The sequence below is a fragment of the Pseudomonas sp. B14(2022) genome, assembly GCF_012030485.1.
Lineage (GTDB): Bacteria > Pseudomonadota > Gammaproteobacteria > Pseudomonadales > Pseudomonadaceae > Aquipseudomonas.
The window spans coordinates 1-21,390 of sequence record NZ_JAAUVM010000002.1; the positions used below are offsets into that span (position 1 = coordinate 1).

Genomic DNA, 21,390 nt, shown 5'->3' on the forward strand with positions numbered 1-21,390 from the left:
GGCGAGTGTCACTGCCTGGGCTTTGAAGTCGTCGGTGTAACTGCGGCGGGTTTGCTGTGCCATAAGTGCCTCCAAGGTTACGATTAAAATATCGCTTCTTGGCGTCCGCTGCGAGGGAGCAAGTCCATGGTTACTTTTGGCGCTCTTCCAAAAGTGACCCGCTGTAAGAGCGGAACCCTAAGCAGCCGTTACCGCAGCAACGGATATGTACTCAATCAAATCCAACGACATGGTCGGCCCGAAGGCCGCCACGGAAACAAGCCCCCTCCCACATTGACTGCGTTCTTACTCGGAGTAAGTGGGGTAGTCGATGTAGCCAACCTCACCCCCACCATACATCCCCTCTTCCCGCAGCGGGTTCAACGGCCAGCCCTTGAATAGCCGCTGCGGCAGGTCCGGGTTGGCAATGAACGGCCGTCCGAATGCAATCAAATCCGCCAACCCGGCTTCCACCAGTTTCGCGCCGCGTTCAGCGGTATAACGACCGGCATAGATAATGCGGCCGCTGAAGGTGCTGCGCACGGCTTCACGGAAGCTGTCGGGCAGCACGGGGGCGTTGTCCCAGTCGGCTTCGGCGATGGACACGTAGGCGATGCCCGATTCCTCCAACACCTTGATCGCTTCGATGTAGGTGTGGTGCGGATCTTCTTCCACCAGGCCGATGTACACACGGTCCTGGTCGGTGCCGCTGAACAGCGGCGAGAACCGCACGCCCAGGCGCTCCGGCCCGACTACCTTGCTGACGGCTTCGACGATCTCGCGCAAAAAGCGCAGGCGATTATGCAGCGAGCCGCCGTATTCATCGTCGCGCTGGTTGGAATGGGCCGAGATGAACTGGTTGACCAGGTAACCGTTGGCCGAGTGAATTTCCACGCCGTCGAACCCGGCGTCCAGGGCATTGCGTGCGGCCTGGGCGTAGTGCCCGACCAATTCTTCAATCTCGAGCACGCTCAAGGCGCGAGGCACCGGCGGTTGCTTCAATTCACCCTCGCCAGGCCCGGTTTCGATAAAGGCCTTGGCTTGCTGGGCTTGAATGGCCGACGGTGCCACCGGTGCGGCGCCTTCAGGCTGCAAGGCGTTATGGGACACACGGCCCACATGCCACAGTTGGGCAAAGATCACCCCGCCTTCGGCATGCACCGCGTCGGTGACCTTGCGCCAGCCGTCGATCTGCGCCGGGGTGTAGATGCCCGGCGTCCAGGCATAGCCCTGGCCACGCGGTTCGATCTGCGTGCCTTCGCTGACCATGAAACCGGCCGTAGCGCGCTGGCGGTAATACTTGGCCATCAGGTCGGTCGCGATGTCGCCGGGTTGTGCGCTGCGCTGGCGCGTCAGCGGCGGCAATACGATACGGTTGTTCAAGGTGTGATGACCCAGTTTTACCGGGGTACTTAAAACGCTGTTAGTCATTGGGGTAATCCAAATTCGGGACGAACAAAAGCATTGGCGACTGTTGCAAGTCGCCAATGATTAGCAGGGTTAATTAACTTATGCGGTGAGTTTCAGCAGCGCCTTAGCCACGTCACTGGAACTGGCAGGGTTCTGTCCAGTGATCAGCAAACCATCTTCGAGCACGAAGGATTGCCAGTCGGCGCCCTTCTGATAGTTGCCGCCCAGTGCTTTGAAATCATTTTCAATCAGGAACGGCACCACCTCGGTCAGGCCCACCGCCGCTTCTTCCGAGTTGGAGAAGCCGGTGACGCGACGGCCCTTGACCAGCGGCTCGCCATTGACGGCCTTGACGTGACGCAAGGCGCCCGGTGCGTGGCAGACAAAACCAACAGGCTTGCCGGCCCGTTCAAAGGACTCGATCAGGGCGATGGACACCGGCGACTCTGCCAGGTCCCACAGCGGGCCGTGGCCACCTGGGTAGAACACGGTGTCGAAGTCGTCCGCGTTGACTGTGTCCAGCTTGACGGTGTTGGCCAGGGCCTGTTGCGCGGCAGGGTCGGCGGCAAAGCGGCGGGTCTGCTCGGTTTGCGCGTCGGGCGCGTCACTCACCGGGTCCAGCGGCGGCTGGCCACCGGCCGGGGAAGCCAGCACCAGTTCGGCGCCGGCGTCCTTGAACACGTAATAGGGTGCAGCAAATTCTTCGAGCCAGAAGCCGGTCTTGCGGCCGGTGTCGCCAAGCTGGTCGTGAGAGGTCAGTACCATTAATACTTTCATTTTCCAGTGCCTCGATCAGTGAATGTCAGTGTGTCCAGGGCAACCCAACAGCTGTCGGGTCAGCAGCAACGCCTCATCAAAAGGCGCGGATGTACGGGTGATCTTGCTCATGACGCTGGTCCCCAGCCACAGCGCGTACAGGCGCCGGGCCAGGCTTGCAGGGGCTTGATCGACGTTCAGGGAACCGTCCTCAAGGCCGCGCTGTATGGCGATGGCGAGTAAATCGATAGTGCGCGACGTGCCACGTTCCAGCGCCAGGCGCATGGGCTCTGAAAGGTCTGACACCTCAGCACCCAGTTTGACGGCAAGGCATTTGCCCGCATCGGTGCAGCCGGTCTGGTTGTCGATCCAGGCTTGCCAATAACGCATCAACTTGGCGTGCTGGGATAAGCCGGGCTGGTCGAACAGTTGCTGCATGCCGTGCAGGTAGTTGTCGAAGTAGGTATCGAGCAACACGACACCGAAACCATCCTTGGAGTTGAAGTAGTGATAGAACGAACCTTTAGGCACCTGGGCGGCTTGAAGTATTTCGTTCAAGCCCACCGCAGAGAATCCTTTACGGCCAACAATCAACTGCGCCGTGTCGAGAATGGTCTGCCGTGCACTTTTAGTTTCGCTGTTCATGCTTCACTCCGTCCGATTAGACCAGTCGTCTAGTTCGTTGAGGGAATGTTAGGGGCGGCGCCAAACCCTCACAATGTCATATGCGCAAGGATTCCGGACATGACCCGAAGTGGGTTGCCGTTTACCGGGCACGCGCCGACAATCCACCCTCCCACGCCCCTGGAGACATGCGATGCACAGCGTTGCGCTGATGGTTTACCCGAACTTCCAATCCCTGAGCCTCAGCCTCGGCTCGGTGTTCGAGTGCGCGAACCTGCTGCGCGGTGAACCTGCCTATGAGTTTCACCTGGTGTCGGAAAGCGGCGGCGCGGTGATGACGTCCCAGGGTTTCTCGGTGAACACCTCGCCTCTGCGGCCACAAGGCTATGACACGCTGATTGTCAGCGGTTACCTGGAGTTTCGCCTGCCGGAGGCCAACCTGCTGGAACTGGTCAAGGCCGCCTCGGCCCAATCGCGGCGCGTCGCCTCGTTGTGCATGGGCATCTTCGTGCTGGCCGAAGCCGGCTTGCTCGACGGCAAGCGCACCACCACCCACTGGATCCACGCGCCTGCCTTTCGCAAGCGCTACCCGGACATCCGCCTGGAAGAAGACAAGCTGTTTATCGTCGACGGCCAGCTATGGACCGGCGCCGGCATGAGTGCCGGGGTGGACATGGCGCTGGCCATGGTGGAGAACGACCTGGGCAGCGACCTCGCCCGGCGCATCGCGCGCAAGCTGGTGATCGCCCAGCGTCGGGGCAGTGAGCAATCGCAGTTGTCTGCACTGTTGGAGCTGGACCCCAAGTCCGACCGCGTGCAACTGGCCCTGGCCTACGCCCGTGAAAACCTCACACACGACCTGTCGGTGGACGCCTTGGCCGACGTGGCCCGGCTGAGCCCGCGCCAGTTCAGCCGGGTATTCCGCGAAGAAACCGGGCAAACCCCGGCCAAGGCCATCGAATCCCTGCGGGTTGAGGCTGCGCGGGCGATGATGGAAACCAGCCGGCACCCGGTGGAAGTGGTGGCCCGCGAAACCGGCTTCGGTGACCGCGAGCGCATGCGCCAGGCGTTTTTAAGGGCGTTCGGGCAGCCGCCGCAGGCGATGCAGCAAACCTTTAATGCAACACCGCCCGCGTAACCAGGTAACTCATCAACTGCGGATCATCCGCCAGTTCAAGGGCCTGCACCGGGCGCGGCAGGTTATCCAGCACCGAGCGCCAGAACGCCTGGGACACTTCGTCCTGGTCATAAAACCGCACCAGCCAATCCGCCGCGCCGCTGCACAGCACCTGGGTGGCGATGGCGCGGCCAATGCCTTTGCGGCGATAGCGCTTGAGGATAAACAGGTCGGCCAGTTCCAAGGCGTCGATGCCCGGCAACTCGCTGCCTTCGATCAGCAGGAAGCCGGCGATATAACCATCGACCAGCAACAGGTTGGCGCTCCACTGCGGGTCTTGCCAGTAGCGCGTCAGGTGTTCGTCATGGATGTAGAAACGGCCGTCCGCCTCGACATCTTCCTGCTCCCAGTCCGACGACTCATAGGCGTAGTACTGGTAGAGATTGCGGATCAACTCGGATTCTTCAGGGCCGGTCTGGATCAGTTCCACGGTAGTTTCAGGCATTGGGCTCTCGGTCAAAAAACGCAGGGCGCCATTGTTCACAAAACCTCGGCGCAGTCCAATAGCGCCACGAACCTTTCTACTTGCTGAACCGATTGCAAATAGCGGCGGCCCCTGCCAAAGCTCTGAAACATTTCGAATAGAATTCGCCGATCTCTACCTTTCCTCAAGGACACGTATTTTGACGAACGTCTGTTCCGCCGGCCTGGATGTGGGCTTCGCCTCCCTGGACTACTTGCAGATCTTCATCCTGGGCGTGATCCAGGGCATTACCGAACTGTTGCCGGTCTCCTCCACCGCCCATATGCGCGTAGTGCCCGCCCTGCTCGGCTGGCAAGACCCCGGCTCGGCGTTTTCGGCGGCCATGCAGTTGGCGGCACTGGCGGCGGTGGTCAGTTACTTCTGGCGCGATGTGCGCCAAGTGACCACGGGCAGCATCGGCGCGGTGCGCCGGGGCGACTACAACGATCAATGGTTCAAGCTGGCCGTGGCGATTGTGTTGGCGACTATCCCGATCGGGATTGCCGGGCTGGCCTTGTCATCGACCCTGAACGCCTGCAATTCGCCGCTGCGCGGGCTGATGGTGATCGGGATTTCCTGCGTGGTGATGGCGGTGTTGCTGGCGGCGGCCGAGCTGCGTGCACGGCATACCCGCGAGGTCAGCCAGATGCGCCTGCGCGATGCGCTGATCGTCGGGGTCGCGCAGATCGGCGCGTTGATTCCGGGCGTATCGCGTTCGGGTTCGACCCTCACCGCCGCCCTGTTCCTTAACTTCAAACGCGAAGAAGCCGCACGCTTTTCCTTCCTGCTGGGCCTGCCCGCCATCGCCCTCGCCGGCTTGAAGGAGCTGTGGGTGCTGCTGCATGCCGATATGCCCGCCCATGCCTGGCCGCATTTGCTGTTCGGGCTGTTGGTGGCCAGCGTCTCGGCGTTCTTCGCGATCTGGGGCCTGATGAAGTTCCTGGAGCGGTTCTCCACCTGGCCGTTTGTGATCTATCGCGCGCTGCTGGGGGTGTTCCTGATTGTGGCGGTAAGTACCGGGCTGCTGAGTTGATACAAACCCTCGTCTCAACCCAGCATAAATCTCATGTGGGAGGGGGCTTGCCCCCTCCCACATTTGAACTGCTTTGCCTTACAGCCCGCCCGTACGCTCCGCCAGTGCTTCGAGCAGGTCGGCCGATGGCACGAAAAACAACCCGCCGGTGACCGCCGTGCTGAAATCGAGCAAGCGGTCGTAGTTGCCTGCCGGGCGACCGACGAACATGTTTTCCAGCATCAATTCCAGCGGCTGCGGCGAGCGTGCGTAGCCGATGAAGTAGGTGCCGAACTCCCCGGCACCCGGGCGGCCGAAGGGCATGTTGTCGCGCAGGATTTTCACTTCTTCGCCGTCTTCGTCGGTGATGGCATAGGGCGGCGGGCCCAGTTCGCAGGTGAAGGACAGGCTGTGCGGGGTGTCGGGGCGGGCCAGCCAGCCTTCGATCCCGTAGCGCCACCACGCGGTAAAGCGCTGCACCCAGGCCTGGTGCTGGGGGAAGTCCAGCGACACCTGCACCTGTTCACGTGGGCCAGGACAACCACGTGGTCGGCCGCACCATGGGCTGGCTGCTCGCCCGCACCTGTGGCGCACGCAAAGGCAGCGTGGGGATCCTGCTCGGCGGCCATCGCTTTCTCGGTCACCAGGCACGGGTCGAAGGCCTGCACAGCTACCTCACCGAACACGCCCCCGGTCTCAAACCGCTGGAGCCGCTGATCAACCTGGACAACTGCGACATCACCGAAGAAGCCACTCTCGACCTGCTCACCCGCCACACCGACCTGCGTGGCCTGTGCGTGGTGGGCGGTGGCGGCGACGGCATCATCAGCGCCCTCGCGCAACTGCCCAAGCGCCCGGCGTTGTGCTGCATTTTGCAGGAGTCCACGCAGCTGTCACGCCAGGCGCTGAGCCAGGGGTTGATCGATGTGGTGATGGATTCACAGCCCAGGCAGACAGCGAACGCGCTGGTGCAGTTGCTGGTGGAATTGCAGAGTGCCGAGGGGTTTGATCCGGGGCGGCATCGGGTGTATATCGCGCCGCAGATCGTCACCTCGGAGAATCTTTAGAGCGCCCGGCACTCCACCTTCAACGCCCCCTCTTCCTGCTCATGGCTTTCGATCACTATCGGCAGAAAGCGGCGAATCACCGCCATATTGCTGTGCAAGTGCTCGCTCATATGCGCCGTGGTGAAACTGCCACCGCCCGCCAATGCCATCGGCAACAGCAGTTGGTCCGCCAGGTGTTCGCCCACCGCCGTGTCGCTGCCCTGCCATTCCACTGCCTGGTTGATTGCCTCATCGGCGACGGTTTCAGCACGGACCCTGGCCATGCCAAAGGCGCTGAACACTTCAGTGACGTGCTCGTGGGCGTACTCCAGCATCAGCACATTGCCCGGGCCATGATCGGGATCTATCTCGACCGTAAACAGCTGTGCCGGGCTGAACCCCAAACGCTGGCGTACACGCTTGAACTCGCGCTCGCCGACCTGAGCGGGCAAGCCGGCGTTCAGTGTGGTCGCCCGAGCCTCCAGCAATTTGCCACGCTGCATCAGGTGCAACGGCGCCAGTTCGCCGGGCTGGATAAACGCCTGCAATTCGCCGCCACCTGCCGGGACAAAACCATGCCGGACCAGGCTCAACTCAACGCGTGCGCCCATGCGCCGTAACAGCGGCAACCAGGCGCGTTGCAAGAAGTCCACCGGCGGTGCCAGCGGGTTGTGGGTGCCGCCGCAAATGGTCACTCGGCTGGCGGCCGTGGCCCGCAACAGCGCCGGCAACAGCGTTTGCAGCACCAGGGTGCAACTGCCCGCGGTGCCGATCACAAAGCGGTAGTCGCCGCCCTGAATCGGCCCGGGTGCAAAGAGCAGCGTTTGCGACCCCAGCTCAGCGCCTTCCACCCGAGCGCTGCACACCTCGGCCGCTGCCAGCACGGCTGTCAGGTGTTGGCGCATCAACCCGGGGCGACTGCGCTTGGCGCGGATGTTCCTGATGAGCAATGTGCGCCCGGTCACCATCGACAGGCTCACACCACTGCGCAATACCTGGCCACCGCCAATGGCGCCATCCAGTTCAATCACGTCCTGCTTCATAGCCATCCTTATGCAAAGCGTTTGACCGTGTCCCGCAGATAGCGGTCCAGTCGTTGTGAGTCTTCCCGAGTGCTTGGCAATACCGGCACTTCGCGTTCCAGTTCAGCCTGGATAAATGCGTGTAGCGCCGGACGTCGCGGACCATAAGCCGCCTCACCGGCATTGCGCTTGAGCGTCAGCAACGTCGCCACTTCATCCAACAGTTGCGCGTCGTTCACCGTGCTCAGCAAGTCAGCGAAGGTCATCGGCGGCCGCCCCAGCCCCAGGTCGATCCAACGCACCGCCAGCAACGGCCGCAAGACGTAGAAGTATTTCTTGAAGCGCACCGTTTCACCTTGCAGGTGACCGCGAAAGGTTTTCCTGGCCATCGACAGGTAGTGATTGCGCGCGGCCGGCGGGCTGTAGAAAGCTTCGGCCAGCGCCCGTAGTTGCGCGGCGGCCTCGGTTTCCTGGCGATACACCAACGGCGAATCCAGCCACTCCAGCAACGTGGGATTGGATTTGCGCAGCAGGCCCAAGGTCTTGCTCAGTTCCCAGCCACTCACGTCCAATTCGTCATCCAGCGGACGTTCGATCACGTCACGCGGCGCGTCCACCTGCATGAACCAATCAGGTTTTTCCACGTAGACAAAGCGCACATCGTAATCGCTGTCGGTGGAGGCAAAACCCCAGGCGCGGCTGCCCGACTCACAGGCATACAGCACCTTCACATTGCGCTCGTGCTCTATCTTGTCCAGCGCCTGCACGACCCGAGCGCGCATGGCGTCGCTCAACGGGTGTCGTTCTTCCCTATGCATCTCGATTCCTCCGCTTATCCTTTGACGCACACCACCTGACGCAAGGTGTGCAGCACTTCCACCAACTCGCGCTGGGCGTGCATGACCTGGTCGATGTCCTTGTAGGCCATCGGTATTTCGTCGATCACATCCGCGTCCTTGCGGCACTCCACATGGGCGGTCGCACGGATCTGGTCGGCGACGGTGAAGGTGTTCTTCGCCTTGGTACGGCTCATGGTGCGACCGGCGCCGTGGCTGCACGAGCAAAACGATTCTTCGTTGCCCAGGCCGCGCACGATGAAGCTTTTGGCGCCCATGGAGCCCGGGATAATCCCCAGCTCGCCTTTTTTTGCGGAGACCGCGCCCTTGCGGGTCACCAAAATTTCTTCGCCAAAATGCCGCTCTTTTTGTACATAGTTGTGATGACAGTTAACGGCCTCCAGTGCCACTTCAAACGGTTTACTGATCACCTGGCGCGTCGCCTGGACCACCGCGCGCATCATCAACTCGCGGTTCTGCCGGGCAAAATCCTGGGCCCAGCCCACTGCTTGCACGTAGTCATCGAAGTGCTGGCTGCCCTCTTCGAAATACGCCAGGTCGCGGTCCGGCAGGTTGGCCAGGTGCTGACGCATATCCGCCTGAGCCAATTGGATAAACAGGTTGCCGATGGCATTGCCCACGCCCCGCGAACCGCTGTGCAACATGAACCAGACGCGGTTGGCTTCATCCAGGCACACCTCGACAAAGTGGTTGCCGGTGCCCAACGTGCCCAGGTGCTGGCGGTGGTTGCTGCGTTCCAGTTGCGGGTACTTATCGGTGATCGCCTTGAAGCGCGGATGCAACCTAGCCCATACCTGGTCAGCCTGTGCTGGCACGTCTTCCCAAGCGCCTTTGTCACGGCCTTTACGGCTGCGAGTACGGCCATGGGGTACGGCGGCTTCAATGGCGCAACGCAGGCCATGCAGGTTGTCCGGCAGATCCCCGGCCACCAGCGTGGTGCGCGCGGCGATCATGCCGCAGCCGATGTCCACCCCCACGGCGGCGGGGATAATCGCCCCCACGGTGGGGATAACGCTGCCGATGGTCGAGCCCTTGCCCAGGTGCACATCCGGCATCACCGCGAGGTGCTTGAAGATAAACGGCATCTTGGCGGTGTTCATAAGTTGCTGGCGGGCTTCGGGCTCAACCGGCACGCCTTCGGTCCAGAGCTTGATCGGTTTGCCGTTGGCGACTTCCAGCAGTTGGCAGGTGTTCTTTTGCATGATCTCGATTCTTTTTTGAAAGCCGTCGTTGCGGCGTTGATCAGGTGATAGCAGCAGACGTGCCAGCTTTTGCCGCACGCTTCTAAAAAATCTACAAACTATTGTTTTACATTGATATTTTTGTATTTTTTATTTTTATCCACTGAAAACCCATGACAAGCCGGTCACATCATTCATATCCTTAGATATCGTTACTTATATTTTGGTCCAGTCATGAAGTACAAGCGCACAGTCGCCATCGGATTTATCGGTTCCAAGCTCGATCGCGTCGGCAAGGGAGCTAATCGCTGGAACCACTGGCGCCCCAGCGTCGGGCTGTGCCAGCAAGAGGATGTGCAGATCGATCGCCTGGAATTGATCCACGACGTCGACGCTCGCGATACCAGCCTGGCCGAGCGGGTGCGCGCCGACATCCAGCAGATCTCCCCCCACACGGAGGTGCGCCTGCACCCGATGCCGCTGGTCAACCCTTGGGATTTCGAAGAGGTGTACGGCGCGCTGCACGATTTCACAAGTGCCTACACTTTCGACACCGAGCGTGAGGACTACCTGGTGCATATCACCACCGGCACCCACGTCGCGCAGATTTGCTGGTTCCTGCTGACCGAGGCGCGCAACCTGCCGGCACGCCTGATCCAGACAGCCCCTTCACGCCGCCAGGACGACATCGCGCCCGCCACCGGCACCCACACCCTGATCGACCTCGACCTGTCGCGCTACGACCGCATCGCTTCGCGCTTTGCCCACGAGCGCCTGGAAGGCCTGGCGTTTCTCAAATCGGGAATTGCCACGCGCAACCGTGCGTTCAATGCCTCCATCGAACAGATCGAACGTGTGGCCGTACGCTCAACGGCGCCGATGCTGTTGATCGGCCCGACTGGCGCCGGCAAATCCTTTCTCGCCCGGCGCATCTACGAACTCAAGCGCAGCCGCCATCAGGTGCAGGGCCGCTTTGTTGAAGTGAACTGCGCCACCCTGCGCGGCGATGGGGCGATGTCCGCGCTGTTCGGGCATATCAAGGGGGCCTTTACCGGCGCGCAAAACGCTCGCGACGGCCTGCTGCGCGCAGCCCATGGCGGCATGCTGTTCCTCGATGAAATCGGCGAACTGGGCCTGGATGAACAGGCCATGCTGCTCAAGGCCATCGAAGAAAAACGCTTCTACCCGATGGGCGCCGACACCGAAGTGACCAGTGACTTCCTGATCATCGCCGGCACCCACCGCGACCTGCGCGGGCGTGTCGCCGAAGGGTTGTTTCGCGAAGACCTGTATGCGCGTATCAACCTGTGGACCTTTGACCTGCCAGGCCTGTCGGGGCGCCGCGAGGACATCGAGCCGAACATCGACTTCGAGTTGCAGCGTCACGCCCGCGAGCACGGCCGTCGCGTACGCTTCAACCTGGAGGCACGGCGTCAGTACCTGGCATTTGCCTGCTCCGGCGAGGCGGCCTGGCTGGGTAACTTCCGCGAACTGTCCGCCTCTATCACACGTATGGCGACACTCGCCGACAGCGGGCGCATCGATGAAACCCAGGTTGACGAAGAAATACAGCGCCTGCGTTATGCCTGGGGGATCAACGCACCCCATGCGTCACTGCCGGCCGACCTGGATCTGTTCGACCAGTTGCAACTCAAGGCCGTCATCGACGTATGCCAGCAATCCGATAGCCTCTCCGACGCAGGCCGGCGCTTGTTTGGCGTATCACGCCAGGCCAAGGCACAACCGAACGATGCAGATCGGTTGCGCAAATACCTGGCGCGGTTTTCGATTGACTGGAAGCAGTTGAAGCCCTAGCTACTGCGAAAATCGCGGCGCGTTAGATCAACTGCCCCTGTGGGATTTCACCTCACGCATAAATTCGTCCGCCTGAGATTTGAGCCAATGAAACAACCGGGCGATATCGGGCTCTGACTTTCGTCCATTTCGGCAGATGATGTAGTACGCAGCGGGCGACATCATTACAGGCGCGTTCAGCGCTACCAAGGTCCCGTCCTTCAATGCGTCATAGACCAACGCCGTCCTGCCCAGAGCAATCCCACCCCCTTTGACCGCCAGACTGATCGCCAGGCTGGAATCCGGAAAGCGCGGCCCATGGTGATACGGCGGCGCAGTGAGGCCCTGGAACGCGAACCAGCTTTCCCAGCTTGGACACACTTGATCATCGACGCGATGAATCAGCGGGTACCGCGCGATCTCCGCCACCGCAATATTGCCATTCACACGTTGAAATTCCGCTGAACACACAGGGAACACTTCATCGCGCATCAACAGTTCAGCATGGTGATCCGGATAGTCTCCATACCCCATCACCACCGCGACATCGAACGGATGAGCGCTCCAGTTAGCGCTGCTGATGTCTGCGCTGGTCAGCACCAAGTCAAGGTTGAACGAGGCTTCTGCGTGAGCGTCATGCATCCTGGGGATCAGCCAGGTTGAACAGAGTGAAGAGGTGCACGAAAGGTAAAGCGGCTGGGATTTGCTCAGGCTGAGCGAGTGCAGCACAGCGTCCAGCTCTTTGAAAAAGCCATCGGTCACCGGCAACAGCGCCTGCCCCGCTGCCGTGAGTTTGACACCCCGTGAATGCCGCTCGAATAGCTGCACACCCCACCACTCTTCCAGGCCCGCAATTTGATGGCTGATGGCACTGGCGGTGAGATTCAACTCGGAGGCAGCACGCGCAAAACTGCCGGTCTGGGCGGCACTGACGAAGGCTTGAAGCATCGGCGTGGGTGGCGGGCGCTGGGCCATCAGGTGCTCACTTTGATCAGGATGATCCCGCAAACAATGACGAACGCCGAAAGCATCCGTCGCCAGCCGAACCGCTCATGGAAGAACAGCGCAGCAATGATGGCGCCGATAATAACACTGGTTTCCCGCAACGCTGAGACCTTGGCCACCGCGTCCAGCGATAGCGCAAACAGCACCAGACCGTAGGACGCCAAGTAAAAAACGCCGCCCATCACGCCCACCCGCCAATGACTGCGTACAGCCTGAGCGAGTGCCGACCGCTCCTTGAAAAACGCCAGCAACGGGATCGGAATGCTCTGGAATACCGTGAGATAAATGATGTACTGCAACACGGTCTCACTGGCTCTTACCCCTTTGGCATCCACCACCGTATAGGACGCAATAAACACCCCCGCACACACGGCCATCAGAATCGGCTTGAACATCTGCGCCGTCATCTTGCGCACAAACGTCAGGCTGATAATCCCCCCGCAAATCAACAGCACCCCCGCCATGGCCTGGACTGACAGTTGCTCATGCAGCAAGAAGTAGGAAAACAGCGCGACCAACACCGGCGGCACGCCGCGCATCACGGGGTAGACCTGGCCGAAATCGCCGGTTTCATAGGCCTTGATCAAGAACAATCGATAGACCGTATTGAGTACCACGGAAACCAGCACGTAGCGCCATACCTGCGGGCTCGGCACATTGACCAGCGGCAACGCCGCCAGGCAGATCAGCAATGCAGTGCCGTCGACCATGGCCAAGGTCATGAAGCGGCTGCTGCCGGCGCGGACGACGGCATTCCAAGTGGCGTGCATGAGGGCGGAGATCAAGACGAGGGTGATGGCGATGTCGGAGTTGTCCATGGGGCTCGGCTGTGGAGAGAAGCAACGGGCCGCCATTTAACGCGTCCCTGTGTACCGGCTAGAAGCGAAAGCTCGTCAGCTTTGCCGTCAAAATCCGTCATGGCAGACCGTTCCTACAGATAAAAACCAATCAATGGATGGCTATGTCAGCCCCCTACGTAGCCACCGCCCCTCCCACATTGACCGCGTTCCATTGGTGGGCGGGTGGCGTTTTGTCATGGTTTGTAAAGGGCCAGCAAGGCCGGTCCCTTTTAATTGCAGGACGTTTCCTAGACAATCCTGGCCGCCTTGTGCCTGCTGGAATCGGTGGCTAGTCTGCGGTCCGTCACTGCTCATCAGTGATCGGGTTTAGTCGCCCGTTACCAGTTTGCGCAAGCTGTCGCCATGTTCATGGTGGCTGTGCGCAGGGCACCTTCGGGTGCGCCGGGTTCAACTGGCCGGTCGACTAACCTGCGTACAGCCGCCACCCGACGTTTAGTCGCGAAAGGTTCGGTTCCTTACCTACCAGTTGGAATTACACCATGAACAAAGTCCTACCCGATCCACCCCACGATCCCGCCAAAGACCGCGCCGCCTTCAACCGCGCCATCGATCACTATCTCCCCACCCAAGGCTTTCACTCCGTCAACGAAGACCTGAGCTTTGAAGATGCCCTGCTCTACACAGCCAGTTTGCTCGACAGTGCGTCGGCGACTGCGCTGGATTGCGGGGAACAGCTGGAAAGCCCGGAGCGGGCGAAGATCTTGGCGGTGTGGCATTTGCTGGAAATTGCCAAAACCACTGTGGATCGCTCCATCAACTGCCTGAAACGCGGTTAGACATGTGGGAGGGGGCTTGCCCCCGATGGCGGTGGGTCAGTTAAGTGGATGTCAACTGACACTCCGCTATCGGGGCAAGGGTATCTACACAACTTTTCAGCCCCTGACAAATCTCCCTGTGGCGAGCGGGCTTGTCCCGCGTTGGGCTGCGTAGCAGCCCCATTCAAGAAGATCGCGGTGTATCAGATACTCTGTAGAGGCTGGTTTTGGGGCTGCTGCGCAGCCCAACGCGGGACAAGCCCGCTCGCCACACCAGCCCTATCTGCCGCGCTTTCAGCGTTGAGCCAACGTTGTGTAGATACCTATGGCTATCGGGGGCAAGCCCCCTCCCACATTTTGACCTTACGCCCCGCGAAAATCCCCGGCACTCAGCCCGAATCGACTCATCTTGTTGTACAGCCCACCGCGCGATACGTTCAGTTGCCGGGCGGCCAGGCGGATGTTGCCGCCGGTGCTTTTGAGTGCGGCGACGATGGCGTGCATTTCGTGGCTGCTCAAGTCTTGGGCGGGCTGGGGTTCGTAGTGGCGCAGCGTGGCGCGCGGTCTGGTTTCCAGGGGTAAGTCGGCCGCCTGGATCAGTTCGCCCGTCGCCAGGTTGGTGGCGCGCTCGATGCTGTTTTCCAGCTCTCGCACATTGCCCGGCCAGCCGTAGGCCGACAGCAGTTCCAGCGCGTCCGGGGAAAAACCCTGTACCGATTTGCGCAGCGAACGGGCGCAGCGCGTGAGGAAGTGCCGTGCCAGCAGCGGAATATCTTCACGGCGCATACGCAGCGGCGGCACGGTCAGGTTCAGTACGTTGAGGCGGTAGTAGAGGTCTTCACGGAACGCGCCTTCGGCCACCGCCTGGCTGAGGTTGCGGTGGGTGGCTGCAATGATCCGTACGTCCACTGGCCGTGAATTTTTCGCGCCGACGCGGGTGATCTCGCCTTCCTGCAACACCCGCAACAGGCTGACCTGAGCGTCGAAGGACATATCCCCAATCTCATCCAAAAAGATGGTGCCGCCATCGGCCAGTTCAAACTTGCCCGCCGACCCGCCCCGGGCCGAGCCGGTGAATGCGCCTTCGACATGCCCGAACAGCTCGCTTTGCACCAGATCGCGCGGGATCGCGCCGCAGTTGACCGCCACAAACGGGCCGTTGGCGCGGTCGCTGGCGTTGTGGATGGCCTGGGCGAACAGCTCCTTGCCGGTGCCGCTTTCGCCGAGGATCAGGGTGGTGGATTCACTGCGACTGGCGATGCGCCCCAGGTGCAGCGCGTCCTGGATCGCCCGCGACGTGCCCTGGATGGTGTCAAAGGTGTAGCGGGCCTGGGTGCTGATGATGCGGCGGGTGATTTCACGGATGCGGCGGTTCTCGCGCAGCGACACGATCACCCCGCCCTGCTCCAGCGGGCACACCGAGACCAGGCAAGCGAGCTGGCTGCGGTCGTGCAGGTGGAAGGTGCAATCGAGGTCACGCACCGGCTCACCGCCGCGTAAAAGAATGGCGTCACTCAACTCACTGCGGCCCAGGTGCTGGAAGGAGCTGCCGATCAGTTCCAGCCCCACCCCGAACAGTTGCCGGGCGTAACGGTTGAGCGCCTTGATGCAGCCATGCTCATCGAGCACCACCAGGCCTTCGTTAAGGACTTCGAGCACGGTTTGCTGCTCTTCCAACAGCGCCTGCAGGGCCATTTGGCGGGAGACCGCTTCGGCAGCCGCTTGCACGGTGCCGAGGGTGTGAAAGTGAAACCAGCCGGGTTCGGCGGTGAGGGTCAGCATCGCCAGGGTTTGGCCCTGGGCATTCCTGATCGGCGCGGCGGCGCAGTGCATGCGGCGTTGGCGCAGGCCGCTGCCGAAGTTCTCTTCGGCCAGCACGTACACCAGGCGGTCCTCGGCCAGGGCCAGGCCGGTGCAGTTGGTGCCCTGGACCGATTCGAGCAGGCGACTGCCGACGGGGGTGATGTCCAGCCCGCAGAAATACAGGGTGATGCCATCGGCGTCGGTGAGGTTGATATGGCCCCGAGGGTTGTAGGCCAACAAGCCGTGCATGACTTGCGCGGCGGCGGCGATCAGCACGCGATGGCTGGCCAGGGTGACCGCCAGCGTGTCGGCGGCGGCGAAGCGGTATTGGCTGTCCTGCGGGTCGATAGCGGCTTCGACGCTGCGCCGCCACGAGTCCCAGATTACCTGACGCACCTCGGCCGGCCGCTGCACCTGCCCGGCCAGGCACGCGCGCCACGCCTGTTCCAGCGCAGCAACGGGGCCGTCGTTCAGCGCCGCAGGCCCCAGGGCCGTCAGGTAGTCGAGGTCTTGTACGCTGAACGCCATGCTCATCGGGAGGTATCCATGTTCATGTTTTTGACATGTCAGTATAGGCATGTCATCAAAATGAACACATTTTGTTTATTGTATTTTATAAATCCTTAATTATCAGACACTTATAAATTGGCATAACCTTTGCTCCTGCCCCTTTGCCAGTCAGGACTGTCCTACGGCCAACAATAAAAAGGGGTCATTTCATGAGTACACAGAACATCCGCTTGGGTTTGATCGGTGCTGGTCGCATGGGCAGTTTCCACGGCCTGACCGCCGCGCGACACATCCCCGGCGCGACCCTCGCCGCCATCGCCGACCCCACTCCCGGTCAAGCCGCACGCCTGGCAGTCGAACTGGGCGTGAACAAGGTCTACACCGACCCGCAGCAGCTGCTCGACGACCCGGACATCGACGGCGTCATCATCGCCGCCCCCGCCCGCAGCCACGCCGAACTGGTGATCAGCGCCGCCCGCGCCGGTAAGGGGATCTTCTGCGAAAAACCCATGGCCATCACCCTCGACGAAGCCGACCGCGCCATTGCCGCCGCGGCCGATGCGCGCGTGCCGCTGCAGGTCGGCTTCAATCGACGTTTCGCCAAGAGTTTTCGCACTGCCCACCTCGATGTGGCGGCCGGCCGCATCGGCACGCCGCAATTGTTGCGTTCGCTGACCCGCGACCCGGCACTCAACAACCCGGCCAATTCGCCGCAATGGGTGATCTTCCTGGAAACCCTGATCCACGACTTCGACACCCTGCGCTACCTCAACCCCGGTGCCGAAGCGGTGCAGGTGTATGTGATGGCCGACGCACTGATCGCGCCGGAATACAAAAGCAAAGGTTTCCTCGACACCGCCGTGGTCGCGATCCGCTTCGACAACGGTGCCATCGCCACCGCCGAGGCCAACTTCCAGGCGGTGTACGGCTACGACGTACGCGGCGAAGTGTTCGGCAGCGCCGGCATGCTGAGCATGGGCAGCCTCAACGACTCCGACCTGGTGCGCTACCTGGCCCAGGGCATCCAGGCCGACACCCAGCGCATGGACACCGACCTGCTGCGCGACGCCTACATCGCCGAACTCAACCACTTTGTCGACTGCCTGCGCAGCGGCGCCAAGCCCATGGCCAGTGGTGAAGACGCGCGTGCCGCCCTGGCGATCGCCCGCGCCTGTATCGAGTCGTTCGAAACCGGCAAGGCCGTGGCCGTGCAGGGAGCCCGCTGATGAGCCCGTTCAAACTGGCGATCAGTGCCGAGATGGTGTTTCTCGACCTGCCCTTCATCGAGCGCGTGAAGCGCATCCATGCACTGGGTTTCAGCGCGGAGATCTGGAATTGGACCAATAAAGACATCAGCGCCCTGGCCGCCACCGGCGCCGATTTCACCTCGATGACCGGCTATATCAGCGGTACCCTCACCGACCCCGACGGCATCCGCCAACTGCTCGACAGCGCGCGCGAATCCATCGGCGTCGCCGAGCGCCTGAACTGCCCCAGCCTCAACCTGCACGGCACCGGCCTGGGGGACGGCGGCCTGCCGGTGCAGCCCGTGAGCCAGACCACCGGACGCATGTGGCTGAGCGCGTGCAAGGCGCTGGAAAAAATCGCGCGCCTGGGCGAAGACGCCGGTCGCGTGTTCCTGCTGGAAAACCTCAACACCGAGGTCGACCACCCCGGCACCCCGTTCGCCCGCGCCGACGACACCCTGGCGCTGATCGAAGCCGTGGGCAGCTCGCACCTGAAAATGAACCTGGACCTGTACCACGCGCAGATCGGCGAAGGAAACCTGATCGAGCTGATCCAGCGCGCAGGCAGCGCCATCGGTGAAATCCAGGTGGCCGACGTGCCCGGACGCAAGGAGCCCGGCACCGGCGAAATCCACTACCCGGCCATTGCCAGGGCCCTGCACGCCATGGGATACAACGGCGTGGTCGGCCTCGAAGGCTGGGCCAGCGGCGACAGCGAGTTGGCCCTGGAGCGTTTCCGTCAAGCGTTCACCCTATAACAATAAAAGGAACACCCTCATGCATCGCTATTCATTGCTTGTTGCTGCGTTTTTACTGCTGTTCAGCCAATGGACCTTCGCCGCGTATCGCATCGGCGTGAGCATCGCGCGGGTCGACGATAACTTCATGACCTACGTGCGCACCGGCCTGGAAAATGCCGCTAAACAACAGGACGTGCAGATCCAGTTCGAAGACGCCCAGGGCGACGTGGTGCGCCAGCTCAACCAGGTCGAAGGCTTTCTTAACCAGAAAGTCGACGCCGTGATCGTGCTGCCGGTGGACACCGCCGCCACCGCCAACATGACCCGCGCCGCCGTGGCAGCCAAGACGCCGCTGGTGTACGTCAACCGCCACCCGGATGAGCGCACCTTGCCCAAGGGCGTGGTCACCGTGGCGTCCAACGATATCGAAGCCGGGCAATTGCAGATGCGCTACCTCGCGGAAAAACTCGGCGGCAAAGGCAATGTGGCGATCATCATGGGCGACCTCGCGCAGAACGCCACCCATGACCGCACCGAAGGCGCCAAGCAGGTGCTCAAGGACTTTCCCGGCATCAAGGTGGTCGAGCAGCAAAGCGCCGAATGGCAACGCAGCAAGGGCATGGACCTGACCAGCAACTGGCTGCTGGCGGGCACGCAGTTTGATGCCATCGTCGCCAACAACGATGAAATGGCGATTGGCGCGGCCATGGCCTTGCAACAGTCGGGCAAGGCCAAGGGTGAGATCGCGATTATTGGCATCGACGGCTTGCCCGACGGTTTGGCGGCGATCAAGCGAGGCATGCTCACCGCCTCGGTGTTCCAGGACCCCAAGGCCCAGGCCACGCAAGCGGTGCAGTCGGCGATCAAGATGATCAAGGGCGAGCCGATCGAGTCGGAGGTGTGGGTGCCGTTCGAGCTCATTAAGCCGGAACAGGTGGCGGTGTTCGAACAGCGCTACAAGTAAATCGAAGATAAGGACATCCAAATGTGGGAGGGGCTTGCCCCTTCCCACATTTTTTACAGTGCAGGCCTTCAGTCCAGGTCACTTGCGTCATGCCGCTCGGGCAACTGTTCCTCGCCCGACACCCGATTCACCCGCCGCCCACGCTGCACCGCAGGCCGCGCATCAATCGCGTCGGCCCAGCGCTGTACGTGCTTGTACTCGTGCACCGACAGAAACTCCGCCGCCCCATACAAGCGGCCTTTGACCAGCCCGCCGTACCACGGCCAGATGGCAATGTCGGCGATGGTGTATTCATCCCCGGCAATGTATTCGCTCACGGCCAGGCGCTGGTCCAGTACATCCAACTGGCGCTTGGTTTCCATGGCAAAGCGGTTGATCGGGTATTCCATCTTGCTCGGCGCATAGGCATAGAAATGCCCGAAGCCACCGCCCAGGTACGGCGCGCTGCCCATCTGCCAGAACAACCACGACAGGCACTCCGCGCGGGCAGCAGGCTCGGTGGGGAAGAAGGCGCCGAACTTCTCGGCCAGGTACTGCAGGATCGCGCCGGATTCAAACACACGAATCGGCTGGGCGCCGCTGTGGTCCATCAAGGCCGGGATCTTGGAGTTCGGGTTGACCGCGACAAAGCCGCTGCCGAACTGGTCGCCGTCGCCGATCTTGATCAGCCAGGCGTCGTACTCCGCGCCGCTGTGCCCCAGGGCCAGCAGCTCTTCAAGGAGGATGGTGACCTTCTGCCCGTTGGGCGTGGCCAGGGAGTACAGCTGCAGCGGATGCTTGCCGACCGGCAGTTCCTTTTCATGGGTGGCGCCGGCGATGGGTCGGTTGATGCTGGCGAAGGTGCCGCCGCTTTCGGCGTCCCAGGTCCAGACTTTCGGAGGTACATATTCGGTCATGCTTACGGCTCCAGAAGCGTTTGCGATCAGCGAAGCGCTTGAGACTAAACCAAAGACGGGTGGTGCGTCACACTCCCCGCCGCAGCGTGCCGGGGCACCTGCACTCGCAGCGCGATCAACAAGGCCGCCAGCAGCATCAAGCAACCCGCGCCCAGAAACACCCCGTCGATGCCGGTGGCACTGAACATCGCGCCCCCGCCCGCCGCACCCGCCGCGATGGCCGATTGCACCGAAGCGACCACCATGCCACCGGCACTTTCGGCCTGATCCGGCACCGCACGCGCCACCCAGTTCGACCACGCCACCGGCACCCCGCCAAAGGCCATGCCCCACAGCGCCAGGAGCAATGCCTGACCCGGCAGTGACGCAGGCAGCAACACCAGGGCCAACGCAGCGACGCCCACCAGGACCGGCATCAACACCAGGGTTCCCCGGGGGTTGCGCACAAGCAACCACCCGGCCAGCAGCGTGCCGACAAAATTCGCCGCGCCGAACCCCAGCAGCATCAACGCCAGCCCCTGGGTGCCGACCCCGGTGGCGCTTTCCAGAAACGGGCGAATGTAGGTAAACAGCGCGAAGTGCCCGGTGTGCACCAGCACGCAGCCGAACATGCCGATGGCAATGCCGGGGCGCAGCAGTACATCAAGCACGGTGCGCAGGCGCGCGGTGCCGCTGGGTGCCAGGCGCGGCAGCGTGAACAGCTGGAAGGCCAGGGTCACCACGCCGACGGCGGCCGCAGCCACAAATGCACTGCGCCAGCCATACAGGTCCCCCAGGTAGCTGCCCAATGGCACCGCGACCACGGTACCCACCGCAATGCCGCTGAAGATGATCGACAAGGCACGCGGCAGCAATGCCGCCGGTACCAGGCGCATCGCAACGGCCGCCGCCATGCTCCAGAAACCGCCGAGGGCAATGCCCAGCAGGATACGCATCAACAACAGCACCAGGAGGCTGGACGAGAACGCCACCAGCAGGTTGGACGCAATCATCAGCGTGGAGAACCCCAACAGCACCAAGCGCCGGTCGATACCGCGCGTCAGGCCTGGCACCAGCAAACCGGCGAACAACGCCACCACCGCCGTAACCGTGACCGCTTGCCCGGCCAACGCTTCCGACACGCCCAGGTCCAAGGCCATCGGCGTCAGCAGGCTGGCCGGCAGGTACTCCGCCGTGAGCAGGCCGAACACGCCCATCGCCAGAGAAAACACCGCCATCCAGGCCGGCGTGGTCGGTTCTGCCCTGCCATCGACAGGGGCATGGGACACACAATCATTCATCACAGGACA

The 21,390-nt window shown here is 62.0% G+C and carries 18 protein-coding genes and 3 pseudogenes; 8 read left to right on the plus strand and 13 right to left on the minus strand.

Annotated features, from left to right (window positions below; translation table 11 throughout):
- Positions 1-285: 285 nt before the first annotated feature.
- From HCF10_RS03480 to HCF10_RS03490, 3 genes and pseudogenes are all read right to left on the minus strand, one after another.
- Positions 286-1,410: an alkene reductase gene (locus tag HCF10_RS03480; protein ID WP_145338737.1), complete on the minus strand. Its 1,125-nt coding sequence runs from the start codon at positions 1,408-1,410 to the stop codon at positions 286-288.
- Positions 1,411-1,488: 78 nt separating this feature from the next.
- Positions 1,489-2,166, minus strand: a complete 678-nt coding sequence (locus HCF10_RS03485; protein WP_131700766.1) for a type 1 glutamine amidotransferase domain-containing protein — start codon at positions 2,164-2,166, stop codon at positions 1,489-1,491.
- Positions 2,163-2,790: pseudogene (locus HCF10_RS03490) on the minus strand (TetR/AcrR family transcriptional regulator). Before HCF10_RS03490 ends, HCF10_RS03485 begins: the two are co-directional and overlap by 4 nt.
- A gap of 172 nt (positions 2,791-2,962) precedes the next feature.
- On the opposite strand from HCF10_RS03490, the gene HCF10_RS03495 reads away from it, so the two are divergent.
- Positions 2,963-3,907, plus strand: coding sequence for a GlxA family transcriptional regulator (locus HCF10_RS03495; protein WP_167654883.1), 945 nt, complete (start codon positions 2,963-2,965; stop codon positions 3,905-3,907).
- On the opposite strand, the gene HCF10_RS03500 is transcribed toward HCF10_RS03495, so the two are convergent.
- Positions 3,885-4,391, minus strand: coding sequence for a GNAT family N-acetyltransferase (locus tag HCF10_RS03500; protein ID WP_145338740.1), 507 nt, complete (start codon positions 4,389-4,391; stop codon positions 3,885-3,887). The two genes, HCF10_RS03495 and HCF10_RS03500, sit on opposite strands and share 23 nt — an antisense overlap.
- Positions 4,392-4,569: 178 nt before the next feature.
- Here HCF10_RS03500 and HCF10_RS03505 point away from each other — a divergent pair, with 178 nt between their 5' ends.
- On the plus strand, positions 4,570-5,442 hold the full coding sequence (locus tag HCF10_RS03505; RefSeq protein ID WP_131700763.1) for an undecaprenyl-diphosphate phosphatase: 873 nt from the start codon (positions 4,570-4,572) through the stop codon (positions 5,440-5,442).
- A 78-nt stretch (positions 5,443-5,520) separates the two neighbouring features.
- Here the strand turns inward: HCF10_RS03505 and HCF10_RS03510 are convergent.
- A pseudogene (locus tag HCF10_RS03510) lies at positions 5,521-5,790 on the minus strand (Dyp-type peroxidase); the annotation flags it as partial.
- Between the two features lie 155 nt (positions 5,791-5,945).
- On the opposite strand from HCF10_RS03510, the pseudogene HCF10_RS03515 reads away from it, so the two are divergent.
- Positions 5,946-6,488: pseudogene (locus HCF10_RS03515) on the plus strand (substrate-binding domain-containing protein); the annotation flags it as partial.
- Here the strand turns inward: HCF10_RS03515 and rtcA are convergent.
- Genes rtcA through HCF10_RS03530 form a run of 3 tightly spaced genes read right to left on the minus strand, consistent with a single transcriptional unit; the run spans position 6,485 to position 9,548 of the window.
- Positions 6,485-7,510: an RNA 3'-terminal phosphate cyclase gene (gene rtcA / locus HCF10_RS03520; protein ID WP_145338742.1), complete on the minus strand. Its 1,026-nt coding sequence runs from the start codon at positions 7,508-7,510 to the stop codon at positions 6,485-6,487. The pseudogene HCF10_RS03515 and the gene rtcA sit on opposite strands and share 4 nt — an antisense overlap.
- 8 nt (positions 7,511-7,518) lie before the next feature.
- Positions 7,519-8,307: a nucleotidyltransferase domain-containing protein gene (locus HCF10_RS03525; protein WP_205885507.1), complete on the minus strand. Its 789-nt coding sequence runs from the start codon at positions 8,305-8,307 to the stop codon at positions 7,519-7,521.
- Positions 8,308-8,321: 14 nt separating this feature from the next.
- The gene (locus tag HCF10_RS03530) at positions 8,322-9,548 is read right to left on the minus strand and encodes an RtcB family protein (protein WP_167654884.1); all 1,227 of its coding nucleotides are present in this window, start codon (positions 9,546-9,548) and stop codon (positions 8,322-8,324) included.
- A gap of 213 nt (positions 9,549-9,761) precedes the next feature.
- On the opposite strand from HCF10_RS03530, the gene rtcR reads away from it, so the two are divergent.
- Positions 9,762-11,342, plus strand: a complete 1,581-nt coding sequence (rtcR, locus tag HCF10_RS03535) for an RNA repair transcriptional activator RtcR (protein WP_167654885.1) — start codon at positions 9,762-9,764, stop codon at positions 11,340-11,342.
- Positions 11,343-11,369: 27 nt separating this feature from the next.
- Here the strand turns inward: rtcR and HCF10_RS03540 are convergent, their stop codons facing one another.
- Both HCF10_RS03540 and HCF10_RS03545 read right to left on the minus strand, forming a co-directional pair.
- Positions 11,370-12,296 (minus strand): LysR family transcriptional regulator, encoded by a 927-nt coding sequence (locus tag HCF10_RS03540; protein ID WP_167654886.1) that lies wholly within the window; start codon positions 12,294-12,296, stop codon positions 11,370-11,372.
- Positions 12,296-13,144 carry an EamA family transporter gene (locus HCF10_RS03545; protein ID WP_167654887.1) on the minus strand — a complete coding sequence of 283 codons (849 nt, stop codon included), beginning with the start codon at positions 13,142-13,144 and terminating at the stop codon, positions 12,296-12,298. The genes HCF10_RS03540 and HCF10_RS03545 overlap by 1 nt, the downstream gene beginning before the upstream one ends.
- Positions 13,145-13,665: 521 nt before the next feature.
- Between HCF10_RS03545 and HCF10_RS03550 the strand changes: the two genes are divergently transcribed.
- Positions 13,666-13,962, plus strand: coding sequence for a DUF6124 family protein (locus tag HCF10_RS03550; RefSeq protein ID WP_053128775.1), 297 nt, complete (start codon positions 13,666-13,668; stop codon positions 13,960-13,962).
- 342 nt (positions 13,963-14,304) lie between these two features.
- Here HCF10_RS03550 and HCF10_RS03555 read toward each other — a convergent pair whose 3' ends face one another.
- A complete protein-coding gene (locus HCF10_RS03555; RefSeq protein ID WP_167654888.1) occupies positions 14,305-16,278 on the minus strand; it encodes a sigma-54 interaction domain-containing protein in 1,974 nt (657 codons plus the stop codon).
- A gap of 185 nt (positions 16,279-16,463) precedes the next feature.
- Here HCF10_RS03555 and HCF10_RS03560 point away from each other — a divergent pair, with 185 nt between their 5' ends.
- Genes HCF10_RS03560 through HCF10_RS03570 form a run of 3 tightly spaced genes read left to right on the plus strand, consistent with a single transcriptional unit; the run spans position 16,464 to position 19,205 of the window.
- Positions 16,464-17,480, plus strand: coding sequence for a Gfo/Idh/MocA family oxidoreductase (locus HCF10_RS03560; RefSeq protein WP_167654889.1), 1,017 nt, complete (start codon positions 16,464-16,466; stop codon positions 17,478-17,480).
- The gene (locus tag HCF10_RS03565; protein WP_167654890.1) at positions 17,480-18,259 is read left to right on the plus strand and encodes a TIM barrel protein; all 780 of its coding nucleotides are present in this window, start codon (positions 17,480-17,482) and stop codon (positions 18,257-18,259) included. The genes HCF10_RS03560 and HCF10_RS03565 overlap by 1 nt, the downstream gene beginning before the upstream one ends.
- A 19-nt stretch (positions 18,260-18,278) precedes the next feature.
- Entirely contained in the window at positions 18,279-19,205 is a 927-nt protein-coding gene (locus HCF10_RS03570; RefSeq protein ID WP_053139452.1) for a sugar ABC transporter substrate-binding protein, read from the plus strand.
- A 68-nt stretch (positions 19,206-19,273) separates the two neighbouring features.
- Here the strand turns inward: HCF10_RS03570 and yghU are convergent, their stop codons facing one another.
- Together yghU and HCF10_RS03580 are read right to left on the minus strand one after the other, a co-directional pair.
- The gene (gene yghU, locus HCF10_RS03575; protein WP_131700753.1) at positions 19,274-20,101 is read right to left on the minus strand and encodes a glutathione-dependent disulfide-bond oxidoreductase; all 828 of its coding nucleotides are present in this window, start codon (positions 20,099-20,101) and stop codon (positions 19,274-19,276) included.
- Between the two features lie 44 nt (positions 20,102-20,145).
- The gene (locus HCF10_RS03580; protein ID WP_095186022.1) at positions 20,146-21,381 is read right to left on the minus strand and encodes an MFS transporter; all 1,236 of its coding nucleotides are present in this window, start codon (positions 21,379-21,381) and stop codon (positions 20,146-20,148) included.
- Between the last annotated feature and the right edge of the window lie 9 nt (positions 21,382-21,390).